Here is an 18,567-nt window from a genome sequence, read left to right as displayed (position 1 = left end):
CCGGGCAGGCTGATACTGAATTCCGGGAGGTGCTGAAGTTTGGAACGCGGTTTCGAAAAACAGGCAGGCAGGAATCCGTTTGATCTCCTTGCTGAAAACAGCGGGAAATGTGTTTCCGGCATGCGGCAGGAGATTGCCCGGATCTGTCGGGATTTCCGGCGGCGTTCCCCGGGAAGCGAAAGCGAAAGGAAAGCGGCGGAGTATATGGCCGGCCTTCTCCGGGATGAATGCGGATGTACCGATTTGAAGGTGGAAAGCTTTGAGGAGCATCCCGATTCTTTCTACGGATATTTCTATTTTTCAACAGTCTGTGATACGCTCTGCGCGGTTTTCTTCTTTATCCGTCCCTGGCTCAGCATCCTGTTCGGATGTATGGGCCTGTTTCTGTTCCTGTTCCATTTTGTGATGTACAAGCCGGTGATCGACCGCCTGTTCCCCCGCCGGACAGGGACCAATGTCACCGCCGTCCGCCCGTGCAGCGGGGAGGTCCGGCAGCGGATCTTCCTGAACGGGCATACGGACGCCGCCTGGGAATTCCCCCTGAATTACCGGTTTGGCGGAATCGTCTTTGAAATCCCGGGACTCATGGCAACCGCCGGTGTCTTCTTCTATCTTTTCCTGGCCGCCTGCGCGCTGGGCGGCGCGGGGGACTGGGTCCGGACTGCCGGACTGTGGGGACTGGCATTTGTTCCGTTTTTCCTGCTGCTGAGTATCACCTACAATCCCCAGCGCATTGTGGACGGGGCCAATGATAACCTTTCCGGCTGCATGATGGGTATCGGCCTGCTCCGGGAAATGGAAAAGCATGGAATCCGGCCGGAGCATACAGAAATTGGCGTAATCCTGACCGGTTCCGAGGAAGCCGGCCTCCGCGGCGCGAAAGCCTGGTGCCGGGCGCACCGGAAGGATTACCGGGATGTGCCGACCTCCATTATCTGCTATGACACCATTTATAATCCCCGCTGGCTGATGGTCAACCGAAAGGACCTGAACGCCACGGTCCGTTCGGACGAAGGCCTGTGCAATGCTTTCCTGCAGGCAGCCAAAGCCGCCGGCGTGCCCTGCCGGAGCGGCCGGGTGCCGCTGTTCGGCGGCGCAACCGACAGCGCGGCCTTTACGCAGGGCGGCTTCCGTTCCGTCGGGATTACCGGAATGAGCCATCAGCTGGAACGCATTTACCATACCCGGCGCGACACCGCGAACAACCTGAACGCGGAAGCCCTGGAAAACTGTTACCGGGCCACCGTGGAGCTGATCAGGAAGCTGGACGGGGAAAACTGACAAAATCTTTTTTCCCGGTCCGGATTCCGGTTTTTCTGGTATACTGATATCCGGCAGTTCCATTTTGTTATCTTTCCCGGAGGATTCCATGGAAAAGAATTACCGGAAAACGCTCATCGCCTGTTACCTGGCGTTTATCACCCAGGCCATCACGGCAAACTTTGCCCCGCTGCTCTTCCTGAAATTCCATACGGACTATTCGATCTCCCTGGGACAGATCGCACTGATTCCCACGGCGTTTTTCCTAACCCAGCTGCTGGTGGACGTTTTCTGCGCCCGGTTTGTGGATTCCATCGGCTACCGGCGCAGCGTGGTGGCCTCCGAGGTTGCCTCCGGCCTGGGGCTCGCCGGCCTGGCCTTTATTCCGGACCTGTTTGCCGATCCGTTTATCGGCATCATGATCTGTGTGGTGATCTACGCCATCGGCAGCGGGTTGATCGAGGTGCTGGCCAGCCCCATTGTGGAGGCCTGCCCCTTCGAACACAAGGATGCCGTAATGAGCCTGCTGCATTCCTTCTACTGCTGGGGCTCGGTCGGCGTGATCCTGCTTTCCACCCTGTTCTTCGCAGTGTTCGGAATTGAGCACTGGAAATGGCTGGCCTGCATCTGGGCGCTGGTTCCGCTGTACAACATCTTCAATTTCGCCACCTGCCCCATCGAGCGCCTGACGGAGGAAGGCAAGGGCATGAAGATCCGGGAGCTGTTCCGGCTGCCGCTTTTCTGGGTGGCCATCCTGCTGATGGTCTGTGCCGGAGCCTCCGAGCTGTCCATGGCCCAGTGGGCTTCCGCCTTTACGGAAGCGGCGCTCGGCTTTACCAAGACGGTGGGCGACCTGGCCGGCCCGTGCCTGTTTGCCGTAACGATGGGCATTTGCCGGGTGATCTACGGCAAGTTCGGTCCCCGGATGGACCTGACGAAGTTCATGATCGGCTCCGGCATCCTGTGCCTGTGCTGCTATCTGCTGGCCAGCCTGTCCTCCAGCCCGGTTCTGGGCCTGGTCGGCTGTATTCTCTGCGGCTTCTCCGTCGGCATCATGTGGCCGGGAACCATCAGCATCACCTCACCCCGGATTCCCAAGGGCGGAACCGCCCTCTTTGCCATGCTGGCCATGGCCGGTGACCTGGGCGGCGCGTTCGGCCCTAGCCTGGTCGGAACGGTCACCCAGCAGGCCGGGGACAACCTGCAGTCCGGCATGCTGGTGGGCAGCATCTTCCCACTGGTGCTGGTAATCGCCCTGGTACTGCTCAGCCGAAAGGCCAAAGACTGAACCTATCCTACCCAACCCGATAAGGAGGCGGCAAAATGATCAAAGTGGCATTCTTCGACGCAAAGGCATATGACAAGCCCTCTTTTGAACTGTACGGCGGAGAGCACGGCATCCGGTTCAAATACCTGGAGGCAAAGCTCAATGAAGACACCGTGGATTTCGCAAAGGGCTGTGAAGCCGTATGCGTATTTGTCAACGACACCGTCAACGCGGCGATCATCGAAAAGCTGTATGAATACGGTGTCCGGCTGATTGCGCTGCGCTCGGCCGGCTACAATAACGTGGACCTGCAGGCCGCTTTCGGCAAAATCCATGTGGTCCATGTCCCGGCCTATTCCCCGTATGCCGTGGCAGAGCACGCCATCGCGCTGCTGCTGACTTCCGTACGCCGGATCCACAAGGCATATAACCGGACGCGCGAGTTCAATTTCTCCCTGAACGGGCTGACCGGCTTCGATTTCCACGGAAAGACCGTGGGCGTGGTCGGTACCGGCAAGATCGGGCGGATCTTCATCGACATCTGCCGCGGCTTCGGGATGAACGTGATCGCCTACGACCTGTTCCCGGCAAAGGACAGCGGAATCGAATACGTTTCCCTGGATGAGCTGCTGGAGCGGAGCGATATCATCTCCCTCCATTGCCCGCTGACGGATGAAACCCGCCACATGATCAACGCGGACGCCATCGGAAAGATGAAGAAGGGCGTTGTGATCGTGAACACCTCCCGGGGCGGCCTGATTGACGCGGAAGCCCTGCTGGAAGGCATCAAGGCCCGGAAGATCGGTGCGGCCTGCCTGGACGTATACGAGGAAGAAGCGGACGTGTTCTTTGAGGACCGGTCCGGGCATATCCTGAACGACGACCTGCTGTCCCGGCTGATTTCCATGCCCAACGTGATCGTCACCTCCCACCAGGCTTTCCTGACGGAGGAGGCGCTGAACAACATTGCGGAAACCACCGTAAACAACATCCTGTCCTGCTTTGAGAAGGACGGGGCGTGCGACAATGAGCTGTGCTACCGCTACGGGAATATCGAACAGTGCAAGAAACAGCGCAAGGGCAAGTGCTTCTGATCCCCAAAACCAACAGGCGCCGCCATCATGGCAGCGCCTGTTTTTCATTCCCGGGATTATAAATCCTTTGCCAGCAGCCAGTAACAGTCATCCGCCCGCGGCCGCATATTCTCATCCATGGCACATGGGTCCATATAACAGTCCTTGACTTTTCCGGTAAAGCCCATGCGGCGGTACAGCCGGACATTCTGTTCCTCCTCCGGACCGACCCCGATGGTCACTCGCCGGAAGCCTTCGGCTTTCAGGCTGGCCAGGACCGTTTTCATCAGCCGGGTGCCCAGTCCCTGCCCGCGGAAATCCTCCCGGATCCGGAAGGCACACAGGTACGCAGTCGTCCTCCCGTCCGCAAAATCCCGGTCCTCCGGGATATCCCGGAAAGTGTACAGTTCCCCGATCAGTTCCCCGTTATGGTCCATCGTCCAGAAATCCGCGTTCCCGGAGGCGATATTATCCCGGAAAAACCGTGCAGTGGGTGACGGCACCTCGCCGTCCCGGTATCCCCACAGCCGCAGCATTTCTTCTCCGGACGCTTTCCTGGCAGTCATCGTTCCCGCTCCTGTTATTCCTTCACGTAATACTCCACATTTATGGTGGTTCCATCCGGGTATTTTTCGGTATCTGTTTTGATTAGTTCCGTAAACCCGTAATGCCGGTAAATTGCTCTATTGACCTGGTCTTCCGGTTCCACGCCCAGGGTCAGGCGTGTGTATCCCCTGCTCCGCAGGTCGTCTGTCATAAACCGGAACAGCCCGGAGAAATATCCCTTCCCCCGGAATGATTCATTGGTCCTGAAGGCGCACAGGTACGCCGTCCGGTTGTCAATGAGGCCGCTGCTGTTCTGCGCGGCATCCGGATCGATGATGGCCGTTGCCTCACAGATGATTCCCCCGTCCAGGATTCCGTAATACGGAATTGCCCTGCCTTCCCGGAGATTGGCGATCGCCTCGTTTTTCCAGACAATCCAGTTCTCCCGGTCATCCGCATTCCGGCTGATTTCGTAATCCCATTTCCGTTCCATGTCCTCCGGGGAGGCGATCCTGCAGATATATTGTCCTGGCATTTTCAGTTCTCCGGCACAATTCGTTCCACGATTTCGTCCACCGTCAGGTGACCGGTATCGATCGTGTTTTCCATCGTCGCAAAGCGGGGCAGTGATTTCAGGCTGACCTCCAGCCATTCGTCCGTCCGCCATTCGCAGTTTCGGTCGCCCTTCCACCGGCGGACCAGGCTTTCCCGGTCGCAGACCAGCGTCACGCTTTGCGCTTCCGCTCCCATGGCGGAAATCCCGTCCGTAATCTGCCGGCAGACCCGCGGATCATCCATCAGCCACACCAGCACCACCATTTTGCAGGCAGAGCAGCGCAGGTAGTTGCCGGTCATGTGGAGGATATTGTCCACCGCCATGGCCCGGGTCTCCGCGCTGCCCACAAAGGGATGGAGATCCATGCACCAGTCCCCGTCGATAAATGCGGTTCCCGGATACCGCTCCGCAATGGCCTTCCCGACGGTGGTCTTGCCCACACCCATCGAACCGTTGATGACAATCACTTTCATATCAGGCACCTGTCCCGAGCCGCGCGTCCGCCTGGGCCTGCAGGGATTCCGGCGGCATTTCCATCACTTCAATCTGCGTTCCGTCCGGATCATGGGTCCAAAACATCCAGCATTGGGACTTTCCCCTCTGGATTTCCCGGTCCACCGGACCGCCCGCGGCCTTCACCGCCTCATAGGAACGGTGGATATCCTTCGTCATCACGCAGATATGGCAGAAGCCGATGACGTCTTTTCCTTCCGTTCCCTCCCGGGTACCGCCGGAAAACAGTTCCAGGTACTGCCCGGGCGCGAAATACATATACACCGTCGCCAGCGAGCCGTCCTCCCGGTGCATGCGGAAGGCTTCCCGCAGGCCGAGAACCTCGGTGTAAAAACGGATGCTTTCCAGGATATCCCGGGTCCGGATGGCCACATGGCTCAGGCCCATAGCCGCCGGCATTCTCTGTTCACCCATCGTCTGCCTCCCCTTTCTCATATCCCGATGTATTCCCGGATCTCCGGCAGGCGCTTTTCCGCCTCCAGCCGTCCGATCCGGTAAACACGTTCCAGCTCCTCCGGGTTCTTTTCCGTATGCCCGATCCCCAGGCTTTCCGGCGGCCGGATCACCAGCGCGGTATGTTCCGCCTCGATCCGGTCCAGCTCTTCCATCTGCCGGTTGTACATCCCGTGCCGTTGTTCCATCGCCTCCAGGATCTTCGGATACCGGCGCAGGAACAGTTTCATACCCGGGATGCTTTCCGGTTTCTTCCGGTAGCCCCTGGGCTGCGTCAGCACGATTACATTCCGGTCATAACCCTGCTGCTCCATATACCGGTACGGCACCGCGTCCGCGATGCCGCCGTCCAGGTAGGAGCGGTTTCCGATTTTGACCGGGCGGGAAACCACCGGCATTGATGCGGATGCCCGGAACCAGAGCATATCCTCCCCGCCGCCGTCCGTGCACCGGTGAAACACGCATTCGCCGGTTTCCACGTCCGTGGCGCCGACGTAAAACGCCATGGGATTCTGCGCGAAGGCTTCCCGGTCAAACGGGTCCAGCACCTCCGGCAATTCCCGGTAGCAGAAATCCGCGTTGTACAGATCCCCGGTGAGGATCAGGGAGCGGAAGCTGCAGTACCGGGGATCCCGGCAGTATTCCCTGTTGTAGCGGAGCGGCCGGCCGACCTGGCCGGATTTGAAATTGCAGCCGAAACAGGCCCCGGCGGAAATCCCGGCCGCACCGTCAAAGGTAATGCCGTTCTCCATCAGGACATCCATGACGCCGCAGGTGAACATGCCGCGCATGGCGCCGCCTTCCATGATCAGCGCTGTCTTCATGCCTTTTCCCCGGCCTGCTCCGGCTTCGCCGCCGTCAGGGATTCATAGGTGACCCCGTATTTCTCCGCGATATCCCGGGCAAAGGATTTTCCCTCCGGCGGCGCCACGCGCACCCGGAATGAGTTCTTTCCGCCGGTGGTTTCCGCAACGAGGGAAACCGCTTTCCCGGTCCGGCCCGGCTGGTTGATGGCGGAATCCAGGTCATAGGCCAGCTTGTGCATATGGGTGTTGTAGATCACGCGGCAGCCCCGGTCCAGCAGGGCGCGCACCGCGTCCACCGCGATATAGTAACCTTCCTCGAATGAGGTGGTGGAAAACGTCTCGTTGAGCAGCAGCAGGCTGTTCCCGGTGGAGGCGGAATACATTTCCCGGAAGCGCTGGCATTCCTCGCCCAGCCGCCCGAGATCCATGGTTTTGTCCTCGTCCGCCGGGAAATGGGTCAGCACCTGATCCGCCGGGGAGAAGGAGAACCGCTGCGCCGGCACGGAGATACCGCCCTGCGCCAGCAGGAACAGCTGGCCGACCGCCTGGGTAATGGTAGTCTTGCCGCCCCGGTTCGCGCCGGTCAGGATGAAGATCCGCTTTTCCGGATCAAAGGAAAGGTCGTTGAAGGTGACCTCCGCCGGCGTCAGTGAGCCGATGAGCTTCAGGTTGCAGAAGCCCTCCGCCGCCATTCCCGCGGCGCTCCCCGGTTCCTGCCGGGTTTCCGGCTTGCAGAAGGTCCAGCCCTTTTCCGTGCATTTTCCGATGTATTCCGCCCAGCGGGTATAGTACACAAGTTCCGGAATCAGGGCGGCGATTTCCCGCACGCTCACATTCAGGTATTTGCCCAGCATGTCCTTCAGCCGCCGGGTGATCCGGCCGGCCAGCATGGAAGCGGCGGAATCCATCTGGCGGGGAACCCCGGCCAGGCCGTCCGCATCCGGAATCCGGGCCATGGACATCGCAGCGATGGGGTTGCGTACCAGGATCGCCCTTTCCATTGCCTTCCCGGCATTTGCCAGGATGCCGTTCTCCCCGTTGGCCGGATAGTAGGAGGTGCTGCCGTTCCAGTCCGCCTCCTCCCGGATATCATCCCGGGGAGAGACTGCGCTGATAAAATTCTTCAGCAGGCTGGAGCGGGTAAACGGCTTTTTGTTCACGGAAACCAGCCCCATGTTCACCGCCTCAAAGCGGTCATTCAGGTTGATTCCCACAGTAATGCTCTTCAGGTCGGAGGCGGTCAGCCGCATCTCCTCCACGTCCTTCTTCAGCGCGGCAAACCCGTTGTCCCGGCAGATCCGGTCCACCTCGGTCCACAGGCCGCGGAGCCCTTCGGAGGAAAGATCCTTGTCGGACAGGCATTCCCGCAGGGCCTCCACCGTCAGGATATAGTCGTGATACTCCTCCAGCCGGTGCATCAGGTCCCAGAGGCCCGTCTCATCCCCCGCACCGCGGTTGACGATGCCATAGTCATAGAACGTCTTCACCTGCTGCAGCAGCTTCATCATCCGCTCCCGGATTTCCGGATGCTTCAGGATATCCCGGAACACATCGCAGCGGAAGGCGCTGACGGCGGGATCCGCCGTCAGGCTCGTCATGACCCGGCGGATCAGCTCGGCTTCCTCCGGCCGCTGCGCCACTTTGTCCGTAACAGCATCCAGCCCCAGGTCATGCCACACCGTATCCGGCAGCTGGCGGTAAACCACCTCATCCTGGCGGGGAAAAAGAATGCTCAGCGACTGTTCTTTCATGACAATATGCCCTTCTCTCAGAAATATCAGACCCGGAATCTTACCTGTCCATTATATGCGCTTTCCGGAAAGCGATCAATCCACGTTCCCGCTGTTCCGGTCTACAAGGAACTGTTCCGGGTCCAGGCCGCGGATCAGTTCATCCGCGGTTTTCCCGGTGTTGTCCACCAGATGGCCCTGGTTTTCCGGCATCGCTTCCAGCTCCCTTTTCAGAAACTTTGCCCGTTCCACCAGGTCCGCATCGCCGCGTTCCAGGATGCGCTTTTCCAGTTCATCCTCCTCTGCGGTCAGCACAATATAGTACAGCGCCGCATCCTTCTTTTCCGCCAGTGCCCGGACACGGGGCAGCTCCGTCTCGATCACGTAATCGATCACGACATCCATTCCCTGCGCGAGGGCCTTTTCCGCTGTCATGAGGATGCAGTCCCAGTTGAAGCGCAGGATATCCTCCCACAGTACCCGGTTGTGCGCCTCACCGCCGACAAAGAAATACCCTTTGTCCTCCGGTTCAATAAATCCCTGGTGGAAATCATCCCCGTGGATCAGATAAACCGTTTTATGCTCCTGCCGGACCAGGTGCACGGCAAACGCATTCGCGAATGTGGTCTTCCCGCTGCCGCACGGTCCGGAAATAAAATAAATCTTCTGCATAACCTTTTCTTCTCCCTTAATTCAGCCGGGTAATGCCGCCTTCCGGCGCAATCCGGCTCAGTACGCCGTCCCGGATCATGTATGCCTCACCCCGCAGCTCTTCCCGTCCGGAATCAATGAACAGGTAGCTCCCGTCCGGGATGGCATAGAATGTCCTTCCCATGCTGTCCGGGAAGGCGATATCCTCATACACCCGCAGTCCGTCCAGCACAACATCCTTCTCATCCTGATAATGCGGAAGCAGCATGACCTTCGTCAGATTCAGTCCTGCCAGGAACCGCCGGTAATCCGGATCCACCGCCTCGCCTTCCTCTTCCGGATGGGAATAAACAACGTCCGCGCTGTTCATGCTTCCCGCGCTGATCCCGACAACGATTCCGTCATAGTCCTTCATCAGTTCCCGCAGGCCGATTTTCCGGAAAAAAGCGTTCTGTGTCGGCACATGGCCGCCGCTGAGCACAATGAAGTTGGAATCCCGCACAAGCTCCGCCGCCTGCTCCTCATTCCGGCTGTCCAGTGTGCGGAAGCTTTCAAACTGAAAACCCGCGTCCTCAAAGCTTGTCCGGATCAGGCCCGAATAATAGTCCATGCCTGCCCATCCGTCGGGATTGGAGCAGATGTCCAGCGCCCGGCACGGGCTGGGAAAGCAGCGCCGCATTTCCTCAACAAAGTGATTGGCAGGATCCAGTTCTCCTGTCGGTGTATCCGTCCTGCTGGTCAGAAAGCAAATCATCCGGCTTCTCCTTATTCTCCAGTCTGTTTTACTGCCCGGGCCAGGAAATTGAGTTCGGTGATATTCTCCGCCTGGCATTCCAGGTACCCGGTGACCGCAAACCCGCTGCCGGTCAGGCCGCCCAGGTATTCCTCCATGGTGTGCCCGTACTCAATCCAGCCGGAATCGTCAAAGTCCCTGGAGCACCAGGGCATCCGATTAACGGCTTTATAATAACCGCCCTGTTCATCCTCCACCCAGTCACATACGTAGTTGATGGGCGCCGGCGCCATGAGGATGAACTCCCCGCCTTTGGCCAGTACCCGGAAGCATTCCCGGAAAACCACGCTGACGTCCGGAATATACATCAGGGACGGCGGGTTGAATATCAGGTCAAAGGATTCATCCGCGAACATGGACAGGTCGCAGATATTCCCCTTCACGATTTCAATCGGCAGGTTCTCCCTGGCCGCGATTTCCTGGTCCTTTTCCAGCATTCCGGCGGAAATATCAATCACCGTTACCTTTGCCCCGGCGCAGGCGAACAGCGGCGCCTGCAGGCCGCCGGCTCCTGCCAGGCAGAGCACCCGCTTTCCCCGGATATCCTTCAGCCATTCGCTCGGAACTTCCCGGTCCCAGAACCGCAGAACCAGCCGGCCGTCCCTGGCCGCATCCAGCTCCTCTTTTGTGGCGGATGCCGTCCAGTTCACGTTGTTCAGCACAAGATTGTCGATATTCTTCTCGACCTGCTCAAATATGTTTTCCATTTCCGTTTTCCATCCTGATCCCTGATCGTTCGCCGCGAAACGGATCACTCGAAATCCTTCGGGATAATCCGCTCCTCATATTCCGGGTGGCTGTCCAGCGCCCGGCTGACGTCAATGTTGTAATCCACTACAGTGCAGTGCGCGTTGACATCGTCATCGTATTCCCGGATCCGCACTCCGCCGAAGGCTTCCATCGTTTTCCAGGAAGCAGGATTCTCCAGGTCGGCGTCCATAAAAATCCGCTCAATTCCATATTTCCGGCAGACCTTCAGGCCCAGGTACAGGTTGATGTTGTTGTATCCCTTTCCCCGTTCCGTCGGCCGGATGCTGTATCCGATATGTCCGCCATAGTGGCTGAGCCGCTCATTGAGCGCCAGGCGGATATTGATCATCCCGACAATCCTGGAATCGCTTTCCCGCACCAGGAAATACGTCCGGGCCGGTACCCTCTCCTCGTTGGGAACCTGTATATAATCCAGGTCCAGCTTTTTCAGCCAGCCCTCATAGTCGTCCAGGAAGCGGTGCAGTCCGCCGGCTCCGTTGATTTCGGAACCGTATTCCAGGAACTCCCGGATATAGTCAATCGCGTCTTCCTTCCGGCTGATTCCCGGAATTTCAAAATAGAACTTCTCCATATTTCCTCCCTCCCGGGGTCATCCGTATCCGGGATGATATCTCCCCTAATCCCCGATCAGTTCCCGCAAATCGTGGATCTTCAGGTGGCAGGTCTCCACATCCGCCGCCGGATTGGCCGCGATCAGGACCGGCGTGATGCCCAGCTTCGCGGCCCCGTCCAGGTTCCGCACACTGTCATCGATAAAAACCGTTTCTTCCGCCGGAACGCCGCCCTTTGCCAGCGCATCCAGGTACATCCTGCGGTCCGGCTTGAATACTCCCAGCTCACAGCTGTACGTGTGGAAGGAGAAATACCGGTCCACGCCGATATGCTCCAGCTGTTTGTCCACGCTGGGCCAGGTGTCGGAAATGAGGCCGAGCCGGTGTGTTTTGCTGAGCGTTTCCAGCACCTCCCGGATTCCGGGATAAGGAATATAGTTGTCCATATTGTAAGAGCGGTCCCGGGCAGCCCGGTCCAGCTGCTCCCCGGACAGTCCCAATCCCAGTTCATCTGAAATAATGGAATAATACTGCCGGAACTGCGCGCACTCCGCTTCCACACTCGTCACCAGGTGATTCTGAGTCAGGAAGCGCAAACCGGCATTCCGGGCGCAGCTGATCTCCTCCCCGGTATGCTCCTTCAGTTTTTCCCCTGCTTCCCGCAGGAAAAGGCCGGTAAACATCCAGTCCCCGGAAGCAGGCATATCCAGCGTATACCCGATATCAAAAAAGAGTACTTTTTTGTCCTGCAGCAGCCTGATCATCCTGACCTCCGTTTATTCATGCCGGTTATTGGCTATCATCATATCATGAAATGGTGAAAACTGAAACAAAAACCGGACTTTTCAGCCTTTCCGGGAATAACCCGGCCTGTTTTTCCGCTGCACCCCGGGCAGCGGCATCTTTTTTTGCCGGATGAATTCTGGTAAGATGATGCTCTCAGAGAAACCAAAAACAGCCGGGGAAAGCGGTGAGGAAAGCATGGAGCAGAAAGCCAACGATCACAGATCCATATGGATGATGGTTTGCTCCATGCTGATTTTCGGCACCATCGGCGTTTTCCGGCGGTTCATTCCGCTCCCCTCCGCCTTCCTGGCCTGCACCCGCGGAATCATCGGCGGCCTGTGCATCCTGCTCCTGGTCCGGCTGAAGGGAAAACGGAATACCGAAAAGCTCGCGCGCCGGGATCTGCTGATCCTGGTGGTTTCCGGCGCGATGATCGGCGCCAACTGGATGCTGCTCTTCGAGGCATACAACCACACAACAGTCGCAATCGCCACGCTCTGCTATTACATGGCACCGACCATCGTGATCCTGCTGTCCCCCGTGATCTTCCGGGAACGGATGACCGCAAAAAAAGCCGTTTGCGCCGCCGTTGCGATTGCCGGCATGGTGCTGGTTTCCGGCGCGGCCGGCGGCAGCGGAGGAAATGAAGTCAGCATTCCCGGAATTCTCCTCGGGCTCGGCGCCGCGGTGCTGTATGCGTTCATTGTCATCCTGAACAAGAAAATCCCGGGGATCGACGCGTACCAGAAAACCTCCGTCCAGCTGCTTTCCGCCGGGCTGGCCATGGTGCCGTACCTGCTCCTGACCGGCGGTTTCCAGGCAGAGGGGTTCAGCCTTTCCGCGGCTGCCCTGGTCCTGGTGGTCGGCATCGTCCACACGGGAACCGCCTACACCTTGTACTTCGGCAGCATGGACGGGCTGCGCGTGCAGACCGTCGCCATCCTGAGCTATATCGACCCCGTTTCCGCGCTGCTGTTCTCCGCGTTCCTGCTCCGGGAGCCACTGACTCCCCTGAACATCCTCGGCGCCGTGATGATTATCGGTTCCGCGATGATAAGCGAAATCCGGAAAACGGATTCCCCGGCCCCGCAGGATCTGCCTGAACCCTGAATTCCATTCCGGAGTGCTTTATCTGCCTCCGGGCTTTGGGTATAATCCATGGCAGGAAAATCCTGCACCAGCTAATCGCATGTGATTCCGACGGAAAGGAAGCATTCATGGAAACATATCTGTTTGGCAGCGACTCCGCGCCGAATGTCCTGATCCAGCCGGTGGACAGCCATGACCTGGAAGGCATCGAGAATGAGGTGAAAACCATCTCGGAACTGACGAATGCCGATTTCCGGATGATTGCCGTCCGGGTGCCGGACTGGAACCGGGATCTTTCCCCCTGGACAGCCCCGGCTGTATTCGGAAAGGAAAGTTTCGGCGACGGCGCAGGGGATTTCCTGGAGGGAATCCTGCCGCTTTGTCCGGACGGCAAGACCTGTTATATCGGCGGATATTCCCTGGCCGGGCTGTTCGCCCTGTGGGCAGCATACCGGACCGGCCGTTTCGCTGGGGTGGCCGCCGCATCGCCGTCCGTCTGGTTCCCAGGCTTTACGGATTTCATGCAGGCAAACCGGATTCAGAGCAAAGCGGTTTACCTGAGCCTGGGCGACCGGGAGGAAAAAGCGAAGAACCCGGTGATGGCCGCTGTCGGCAGCCGGATCCGGGAAGCCGAAGGAATCCTGAAAGCGCAGGGAATCCCCTGCACCCTGGAATGGAATCCCGGAAATCATTTCCGGGACGCGGACATCCGGACTGCAAAAGCATTCGCATGGGTACTGAACCATACCCCGGAGGACAGACAATGACAGAGAATCAGCGGATATGGGCCCGGGCCAGGGACCGGCTGGCCTCAGCGGTGGTATCACTGGGATTTCCGGAGGAATTCGCCGGCCTGCTTGCGCAGCAGCTGAAAAGCCCCAAAGCCATTGACCGCATGGCTTCCTACCTGTACCAGGCAAAGCCCGGCAGCGTGGAAATGATCGTGGATGAAATGCTCGCGATCTGCGCGGATACCGAAGCCTGGCGGGAAAAAGCGGAAAGCCGGGAAGCCCAATGGCGGTACAGCAGCTGGCTCAACAGTACCGAGCGTCGGAAGAATTCCGAAGAAGAATAAAAAACACGCACCCGGAGGGAGCATGAAATACGCCGTTATTGCCGATATCCATGGAAACTGCCCGGCCCTGCAGGCCGTGCTGAAAGACGCTGACAGCCGGGGAATCACGCATTTCCTATTTGCCGGGGATTACTGCATCAGCGGTCCCAGGCCGGACGAATGCCTCACCATGATCCGGGAGATTCCGGAAAAAACTGTCATCCGCGGGAATGAGGAGAAATACCTCGAAGACCTGGAGGAAAAAGACCCGTCGCAGTGGACGGACGGCCAGATGCAGATTTCCTACTGGACTTACCGGAACGTCCGGCGGGAAAACCTGGAATATGTACTTTCCCTGCCGCATACCGCTGACTTTGAATGCGGCGGAGTCCAGGTCCATATGGCCCACTCCTCCGTGGATTTTATCGGAACACACACATTTTATACCTGGAACTCCTGCACCGTAGCGGAGCGGAACAAGATGCCGGATGCCGATCCGGTCCGAATCCTGGCGGACATGGCCGAAGAGCGGGACCGGGATCCCGCCTTCCTGGAATCCGTCTCGAAGCTTGAAAAAGGAGTGTATATCTTCGGGCATTCCCATATCCAGTGGTCCTATCTGGACGGGGACGCGGGAATATACCTTATCAATCCCGGCTCCTGCGGCCTGCCGCTGGACGGACTCCGGAACAGTGTACCCTACACGGTCCTGGAAATCACGGACGCCGGGCAGGTCAGTATCGAGGAAATCCGGGTACCGTTTGACAAGGCCGCCTACATCCGCGGCCTGACGCAGACCGGGCAGTTCCGGGAAGCCAATATCTGGAGCCGGGTCATCATCCGGGAGCTTGCCCTGTCCCGGGAACACATCTATTATTTCCTGTCCTCGGTGGCGGAATACGCGAAAAGCATCGGGGACGAAAGAAGGCCTTTTGCCCTGGATACATGGGAAAAGGCCTATGCGCTCTGGAATGAACAGCAGGATGACCCGGATACTGCCGTTCCCGGGGACAGACTCTGAGCGTTTCTCTGTCCCGGTTTCCTGAAGATCAAACTATTTTCTTTCCCGAAGGATCTTTTCCAGCACGTCCATGGCCGCTGCCACCATCTTCGGGCAGCGTTCCTTAAAAAGATTGTTTCCCCGGGCATACTGTACGCCTTCGGGCGTTGAAACGTCACAGCCGAGGATGTCATTGCACACATAGGAGCCGCAGGCTTCCGCAAATCCCCGCATCATCGCGTCGTTCACCTCGTTGGCGGCCTGCCGGCTTTCCGTATCGGAAATATCGTGCTGTCCGTACAGGGAACCCAGGACCATCAGTGCTCCGGAGCACGCCCCGCACACCTCGCCCTTCCGCATACCGCTTCCGAAACAGGCACCCAGCTTCAGCGCCTGCTCCTCGGTAAGGGAACATAAATCCGCGCAGGAAGCCAGGACCGCCTGGGAGCAGTGGAAACCCCGGCTGAAATAGTCCAGGGCTTTTTCTTTTCTTGTCATCTTAAGCCCGTTCCGCCTTCCTGCATGCATCGTTGTAGATTTCCAGGGCTTCCAGTACCTGCTGCTGCTTTTCCGGATCAATTTGGGACAGGACAGCCGCAAACTTCGCGTGCATATCATTTTCGATCCGGTCAAACCGGGCCTGCCCGCTCTCCGTAAGGGACAGTACGACACAGCGGCGGTCCTCCCGGGACGGTTCCCGGTTTACATAGCCCTTCCGGACCAGTTCCTCCACACCCCTGCTGATGCCGCTTTTATCCAGGCCGACAATCTCCGCAAGCTCCTTCACACAGATTCCGGGCTTCCGGCCGATCTCCACAATCAGGAAACATTGGGATTCATTGATCCCGCACTGGCAGCAGTCCGACTGGTTCAGCACTGCCAGGTGGAATTCCAGTTCCCTTGTATATTCCCGGAAAAGCTTCACACGATCCATATGCCCGTCCTCCTTATGCGGACAGGATACTCACTTTAGTTGCGTTTGTCAACTGTTTATTTTTGCAACAAAAAACCAACCCGGCACACAGAAGTTCTCCTGTTTCTCTGTTGACTTAGAGTGAACTCAAGGGCTTATGATGAAAATAAAGAAGGGGGAATTGAATATGCCGCAGACTGTACTGATTACCGGTACCGGAAGGCCCTATGCCCTGGGCTTCAACCTGGTGAAACGTTATCTGGAAAACGGTGACTGCGTATTCGCGTCCATCCGGCGCCCGTCCGAGGCGCTGGAAGAGCTGAAAAAGGAATATCCCGACCGCCTGCATATCCTCACCATGGATATCTCCTCCACGGAGTCCGTGAACGCCGCAGCGAAGGAAGCGGAAGGCCTCATAACCCACCTGGACCTGATCATCAACAATGCCACCACGGCTTCAGCCGACACGATGAAGGAACTGCCGGATTTCAACCTGGACCTCATCGCCCCGGCGGTAAACGTCGGCGCGGTCGGCCCGATCCGGGTCATCAAGGCTTTCATGCCGCTGCTGAAAAAGAGCCAGATCGGCGCGCTGGTGGTGAACATCTCCTCCGAAGCCGGCTCCATCGGCAAATGCTACCGGACCTTCTACCTGGATTATGGCACGGAAAAGGCCGCGCTGAACATGCTGACCATGACCGTCCGCAACTACATTAAGGATGATCCGAACCTGAACATCATCTGCATTCATCCCGGCTGGATCCGGACCAACCCGGGCAACACCGAAGCGCCGCTGGATCCCTACGAGCACGCGGAGACCCTGCGCAAGCTGTTCGAGACCAAACGGCACGACAAGGACGGTCCGGTGTTCATCACCCACACCGGCGAGCCCTATCCCTGGTAATCCCGTTTTTCAGTTCTTTTCTGACAGGTGAATCAGCTGCTGCCGGATCAGGTCTTCCGTTTCGCGGATGTACCGGATCCGGCTGATTGTATTCCGGACCTCCGAAATGCCCGTTTCCCGTTCGCTTTCATCCCGGCACTTTCCCAGCGCCCGGGTAATATTGTATTCCAGCCACTCAATCCACGTATACGCCAGGCCCAGCACTCCCGCGTAATCCCGGAAGCCGTTGTCATATGCCTCCAGGTATCCGTCAAAGAACGCTTCCATTTTTTCCGGATCCAGGCTGCAGGTGGTGATGCCCGCCCACTGCAGGGACAGCTGCAGCGCGTGTGATACCGGATTGCCGTAGTCCAGGCACTCCAGGTCAATCACCACGGGCTTCCCGTCATGCCACATCACATTTTTGGGATCCATATCCTCGTCGGTGATGCAGACAATATCCGGCAGCGCCCGCCGCGCGCGGTTCAGCTCTTTCTGGGCGCTGTAAAGCAGCTGTTCGTTCTCCCGCAGGAGTTCCGCCACCGGACTGCCCTGCCGGTTTGCTTCTTCCGTATACGCATGCCAGTCAATCCGGCTCATATCCGGCTCTGTATGCTTTTCCGCAGGCTGCAGCGCGTGGATCCGGCCCTGGATTTTCCCGGCCTGCCGACACTGTTCCGCCGTGATGTTCTGCCAGTCTGTAATCCGGCCCTCCTGCCAGCGGAAAACATAGAAGTATTCCCCGTCCAGCTCCTGCATCTTCTGCCCGTCCAGCGCCAGTGCCGGCGCAAGGGGAATGCCGGCATTCTCCAGGACCTGTTCCAGCTTTTCCGCCCGCCGGTAGTTTTCCATCACGCCCGGGCGTTTCATGATCTCCGGGTTCAGGCATTTGACGGCATACACACCCTTCGCTGTTTCCGCCCGGAACATCCGGTGCACCAGGCCGCCGGAAACCGGAACAGCCGGGGAAACAGGTTTTCCCAGTCCCCGAGTATCCAGAAGCTTCGCGATTGTTTCCTGTGTCATGCCGCATTCCCCATTGTTCATTCTTTTTGCTGTTTCCCATCATACCATGGATTCCGGAAAACCGGAACGGGAAATCAGCCCGTTCAGTAAGCATCGAAAAAAAGATGTCAAAAATGGTAATTTCCCCCTTGACACCGGTTTTGATTCGTTGTATAGTCGTCCCAATCTTTTTCAGGAAAGGAGCTCTTCGTATGAGGACCGTTGGTATTACCGCATCCCGCACCCGTATTGCCCAGGTACAGACTACCGATAAGTCCATCACTGCCGGACCCGTGTCCATTTGGCTGAAGAGCTCCGCGGCGTAATCCCGCCGGCTTTGTTCAGTCCGATCGGCCGCCCGTCCGGAAATGGACGGGCGGTATTTTTGTACCCTTCGGGGCAGGCGGATCCTGCTGTGGCAGCAGGCAGGATCCCCGGCCGAACATGAAGCCGGTGGGCTTCGTTTACCCAAAAAAGAGAAAAACGCCCGCGATGCCGCGGGCCGGGAAGAAAAGAGGAGATCAGAATGAGTCAATGGAAACAGATCGGCCCGGAATGGAAAACGGAAGATGTCTTCCGGGTCCGTGAAATCCTGAAATGTGAACATATCCCCCATAAAATGCCCTTTTCGGACGTATTCTTCACGAGCATATTCCATACACCGGCGGAAGACAAGCGATGGGGCGTCCTGGTCCGGGAGAAGGACCTGGAACAGGTGGTGGATTTGCTGGGCCGGGAAGGCCTGTGTGACGCGGAAATGCTTCCGGCACACAAGGTCTGTCCCGGCCCGGCACCGGCCCCGGTATGGCCGGAACGGGTATTGACCAAGCCGGCAAAAGCCGTGTAAACTGACAGGACACAGGGGGA

The 18,567-nt window shown here is 58.2% G+C and carries 23 protein-coding genes; 9 read left to right on the top strand and 14 right to left on the bottom strand.

All coding sequences use genetic code 11. The annotated features are described in order from the left end of the window. The first annotated feature begins 39 nt into the window (after positions 1-39). The 3 genes from JNO48_08575 (at position 40) to JNO48_08565 (ending at position 3,621) form a co-directional block, all read left to right on the top strand. Positions 40-1,281: a M20/M25/M40 family metallo-hydrolase gene (locus JNO48_08575; protein QTE67264.1), complete on the top strand. Its 1,242-nt coding sequence runs from the start codon at positions 40-42 to the stop codon at positions 1,279-1,281. Between the two features lie 88 nt (positions 1,282-1,369). Then, a complete protein-coding gene (locus JNO48_08570) occupies positions 1,370-2,548 on the top strand; it encodes an MFS transporter (GenBank protein QTE67263.1) in 1,179 nt (392 codons plus the stop codon). A 38-nt stretch (positions 2,549-2,586) separates the two neighbouring features. Then, positions 2,587-3,621, top strand: a complete 1,035-nt coding sequence (locus tag JNO48_08565; protein QTE69723.1) for a 2-hydroxyacid dehydrogenase — start codon at positions 2,587-2,589, stop codon at positions 3,619-3,621. Between the two features lie 56 nt (positions 3,622-3,677). Here the strand turns inward: JNO48_08565 and JNO48_08560 are convergent, their stop codons facing one another. From JNO48_08560 to JNO48_08510, 11 genes are all read right to left on the bottom strand, one after another. Then, positions 3,678-4,166 carry a GNAT family N-acetyltransferase gene (locus tag JNO48_08560; protein QTE67262.1) on the bottom strand — a complete coding sequence of 163 codons (489 nt, stop codon included), beginning with the start codon at positions 4,164-4,166 and terminating at the stop codon, positions 3,678-3,680. Positions 4,167-4,180: 14 nt separating this feature from the next. Continuing rightward, positions 4,181-4,681: a GNAT family N-acetyltransferase gene (locus JNO48_08555; GenBank protein ID QTE67261.1), complete on the bottom strand. Its 501-nt coding sequence runs from the start codon at positions 4,679-4,681 to the stop codon at positions 4,181-4,183. A 2-nt stretch (positions 4,682-4,683) separates the two neighbouring features. Continuing rightward, positions 4,684-5,175 (bottom strand): hypothetical protein, encoded by a 492-nt coding sequence (locus tag JNO48_08550; protein ID QTE67260.1) that lies wholly within the window; start codon positions 5,173-5,175, stop codon positions 4,684-4,686. A 1-nt stretch (position 5,176) separates the two neighbouring features. Next, positions 5,177-5,629 carry a VOC family protein gene (locus tag JNO48_08545; protein QTE67259.1) on the bottom strand — a complete coding sequence of 151 codons (453 nt, stop codon included), beginning with the start codon at positions 5,627-5,629 and terminating at the stop codon, positions 5,177-5,179. Between the two features lie 17 nt (positions 5,630-5,646). Next, complete coding sequence (locus tag JNO48_08540; GenBank protein QTE67258.1) at positions 5,647-6,492, bottom strand: patatin family protein; 846 nt, start codon at positions 6,490-6,492, stop codon at positions 5,647-5,649. After that, positions 6,489-8,225 (bottom strand): DNA mismatch repair protein, encoded by a 1,737-nt coding sequence (locus JNO48_08535; GenBank protein ID QTE67257.1) that lies wholly within the window; start codon positions 8,223-8,225, stop codon positions 6,489-6,491. The genes JNO48_08540 and JNO48_08535 overlap by 4 nt, the downstream gene beginning before the upstream one ends. A 75-nt stretch (positions 8,226-8,300) precedes the next feature. Continuing rightward, positions 8,301-8,876, bottom strand: a complete 576-nt coding sequence (locus JNO48_08530) for an AAA family ATPase (protein QTE67256.1) — start codon at positions 8,874-8,876, stop codon at positions 8,301-8,303. A gap of 16 nt (positions 8,877-8,892) precedes the next feature. Further along, positions 8,893-9,609 carry a Type 1 glutamine amidotransferase-like domain-containing protein gene (locus tag JNO48_08525; GenBank protein ID QTE67255.1) on the bottom strand — a complete coding sequence of 239 codons (717 nt, stop codon included), beginning with the start codon at positions 9,607-9,609 and terminating at the stop codon, positions 8,893-8,895. Positions 9,610-9,620: 11 nt separating this feature from the next. Then, on the bottom strand, positions 9,621-10,355 hold the full coding sequence (locus JNO48_08520) for a class I SAM-dependent methyltransferase (GenBank protein ID QTE67254.1): 735 nt from the start codon (positions 10,353-10,355) through the stop codon (positions 9,621-9,623). A 44-nt stretch (positions 10,356-10,399) separates the two neighbouring features. Next, positions 10,400-10,990, bottom strand: a complete 591-nt coding sequence (locus tag JNO48_08515) for a GNAT family N-acetyltransferase (protein QTE67253.1) — start codon at positions 10,988-10,990, stop codon at positions 10,400-10,402. Positions 10,991-11,035: 45 nt separating this feature from the next. Next, on the bottom strand, positions 11,036-11,734 hold the full coding sequence (locus JNO48_08510; protein ID QTE67252.1) for an HAD-IA family hydrolase: 699 nt from the start codon (positions 11,732-11,734) through the stop codon (positions 11,036-11,038). Between the two features lie 217 nt (positions 11,735-11,951). On the opposite strand from JNO48_08510, the gene JNO48_08505 reads away from it, so the two are divergent. From JNO48_08505 to JNO48_08490, 4 genes are all read left to right on the top strand, one after another. Further along, positions 11,952-12,866 carry an EamA family transporter gene (locus JNO48_08505; protein ID QTE67251.1) on the top strand — a complete coding sequence of 305 codons (915 nt, stop codon included), beginning with the start codon at positions 11,952-11,954 and terminating at the stop codon, positions 12,864-12,866. A 107-nt stretch (positions 12,867-12,973) separates the two neighbouring features. Further along, positions 12,974-13,612, top strand: coding sequence for an esterase (locus tag JNO48_08500; GenBank protein ID QTE67250.1), 639 nt, complete (start codon positions 12,974-12,976; stop codon positions 13,610-13,612). Continuing rightward, positions 13,576-13,920 carry a hypothetical protein gene (locus JNO48_08495; protein ID QTE67249.1) on the top strand — a complete coding sequence of 115 codons (345 nt, stop codon included), beginning with the start codon at positions 13,576-13,578 and terminating at the stop codon, positions 13,918-13,920. The genes JNO48_08500 and JNO48_08495 overlap by 37 nt, the downstream gene beginning before the upstream one ends. Positions 13,921-13,942: 22 nt before the next feature. Continuing rightward, complete coding sequence (locus JNO48_08490; protein QTE67248.1) at positions 13,943-14,920, top strand: metallophosphoesterase family protein; 978 nt, start codon at positions 13,943-13,945, stop codon at positions 14,918-14,920. 33 nt (positions 14,921-14,953) lie between these two features. Here JNO48_08490 and JNO48_08485 read toward each other — a convergent pair whose 3' ends face one another. Continuing rightward, positions 14,954-15,397 (bottom strand): C_GCAxxG_C_C family protein, encoded by a 444-nt coding sequence (locus JNO48_08485; GenBank protein ID QTE67247.1) that lies wholly within the window; start codon positions 15,395-15,397, stop codon positions 14,954-14,956. Position 15,398: 1 nt separating this feature from the next. Then, the gene (locus tag JNO48_08480) at positions 15,399-15,833 is read right to left on the bottom strand and encodes a MarR family transcriptional regulator (protein ID QTE67246.1); all 435 of its coding nucleotides are present in this window, start codon (positions 15,831-15,833) and stop codon (positions 15,399-15,401) included. 166 nt (positions 15,834-15,999) lie between these two features. Here JNO48_08480 and JNO48_08475 point away from each other — a divergent pair, with 166 nt between their 5' ends. Next, entirely contained in the window at positions 16,000-16,716 is a 717-nt protein-coding gene (locus JNO48_08475) for an SDR family NAD(P)-dependent oxidoreductase (protein QTE67245.1), read from the top strand. Between the two features lie 9 nt (positions 16,717-16,725). Here JNO48_08475 and JNO48_08470 read toward each other — a convergent pair whose 3' ends face one another. Then, positions 16,726-17,721: a phosphotransferase gene (locus tag JNO48_08470; GenBank protein ID QTE67244.1), complete on the bottom strand. Its 996-nt coding sequence runs from the start codon at positions 17,719-17,721 to the stop codon at positions 16,726-16,728. A 505-nt stretch (positions 17,722-18,226) separates the two neighbouring features. Between JNO48_08470 and JNO48_08465 the strand changes: the two genes are divergently transcribed. After that, entirely contained in the window at positions 18,227-18,547 is a 321-nt protein-coding gene (locus JNO48_08465) for a hypothetical protein (protein QTE67243.1), read from the top strand. The last annotated feature ends 20 nt before the right edge of the window (positions 18,548-18,567 follow it).

This window comes from Clostridiales bacterium, from assembly GCA_017569285.1.
Lineage (GTDB): Bacteria > Bacillota > Clostridia > Christensenellales > Aristaeellaceae > Aristaeella.
The sequence above is the reverse complement of the archived record's forward strand: the minus strand, read 5'-3'. Positions and strand labels throughout refer to the sequence as shown.

What these genes read in the sequence shown, in the direction of transcription:
- JNO48_08535 (QTE67257.1), bottom strand. Translation starts at nt 8,225, where the DNA reads ATGAAAGAACAGTCGCTGAGCATTCTTTTTCCCCGCCAGGATGAGGTG.
- JNO48_08490 (QTE67248.1), top strand. Translation starts at nt 13,943, where the DNA reads ATGAAATACGCCGTTATTGCCGATATCCATGGAAACTGCCCGGCCCTG.
- JNO48_08550 (QTE67260.1), bottom strand. Translation starts at nt 5,175, where the DNA reads ATGAAAGTGATTGTCATCAACGGTTCGATGGGTGTGGGCAAGACCACC.
- JNO48_08525 (QTE67255.1), bottom strand. Translation starts at nt 9,609, where the DNA reads ATGATTTGCTTTCTGACCAGCAGGACGGATACACCGACAGGAGAACTG.
- JNO48_08530 (QTE67256.1), bottom strand. Translation starts at nt 8,876, where the DNA reads ATGCAGAAGATTTATTTTATTTCCGGACCGTGCGGCAGCGGGAAGACC.
- JNO48_08505 (QTE67251.1), top strand. Translation starts at nt 11,952, where the DNA reads ATGGAGCAGAAAGCCAACGATCACAGATCCATATGGATGATGGTTTGC.
- JNO48_08540 (QTE67258.1), bottom strand. Translation starts at nt 6,492, where the DNA reads ATGAAGACAGCGCTGATCATGGAAGGCGGCGCCATGCGCGGCATGTTC.
- JNO48_08500 (QTE67250.1), top strand. Translation starts at nt 12,974, where the DNA reads ATGGAAACATATCTGTTTGGCAGCGACTCCGCGCCGAATGTCCTGATC.
- JNO48_08470 (QTE67244.1), bottom strand. Translation starts at nt 17,721, where the DNA reads ATGACACAGGAAACAATCGCGAAGCTTCTGGATACTCGGGGACTGGGA.
- JNO48_08555 (QTE67261.1), bottom strand. Translation starts at nt 4,681, where the DNA reads ATGCCAGGACAATATATCTGCAGGATCGCCTCCCCGGAGGACATGGAA.
- JNO48_08475 (QTE67245.1), top strand. Translation starts at nt 16,000, where the DNA reads ATGCCGCAGACTGTACTGATTACCGGTACCGGAAGGCCCTATGCCCTG.
- JNO48_08560 (QTE67262.1), bottom strand. Translation starts at nt 4,166, where the DNA reads ATGACTGCCAGGAAAGCGTCCGGAGAAGAAATGCTGCGGCTGTGGGGA.
- JNO48_08485 (QTE67247.1), bottom strand. Translation starts at nt 15,397, where the DNA reads ATGACAAGAAAAGAAAAAGCCCTGGACTATTTCAGCCGGGGTTTCCAC.
- JNO48_08510 (QTE67252.1), bottom strand. Translation starts at nt 11,734, where the DNA reads ATGATCAGGCTGCTGCAGGACAAAAAAGTACTCTTTTTTGATATCGGG.
- JNO48_08515 (QTE67253.1), bottom strand. Translation starts at nt 10,990, where the DNA reads ATGGAGAAGTTCTATTTTGAAATTCCGGGAATCAGCCGGAAGGAAGAC.
- JNO48_08570 (QTE67263.1), top strand. Translation starts at nt 1,370, where the DNA reads ATGGAAAAGAATTACCGGAAAACGCTCATCGCCTGTTACCTGGCGTTT.
- JNO48_08495 (QTE67249.1), top strand. Translation starts at nt 13,576, where the DNA reads ATGGGTACTGAACCATACCCCGGAGGACAGACAATGACAGAGAATCAG.
- JNO48_08480 (QTE67246.1), bottom strand. Translation starts at nt 15,833, where the DNA reads ATGGATCGTGTGAAGCTTTTCCGGGAATATACAAGGGAACTGGAATTC.
- JNO48_08520 (QTE67254.1), bottom strand. Translation starts at nt 10,355, where the DNA reads ATGGAAAACATATTTGAGCAGGTCGAGAAGAATATCGACAATCTTGTG.
- JNO48_08465 (QTE67243.1), top strand. Translation starts at nt 18,227, where the DNA reads ATGAGTCAATGGAAACAGATCGGCCCGGAATGGAAAACGGAAGATGTC.
- JNO48_08545 (QTE67259.1), bottom strand. Translation starts at nt 5,629, where the DNA reads ATGGGTGAACAGAGAATGCCGGCGGCTATGGGCCTGAGCCATGTGGCC.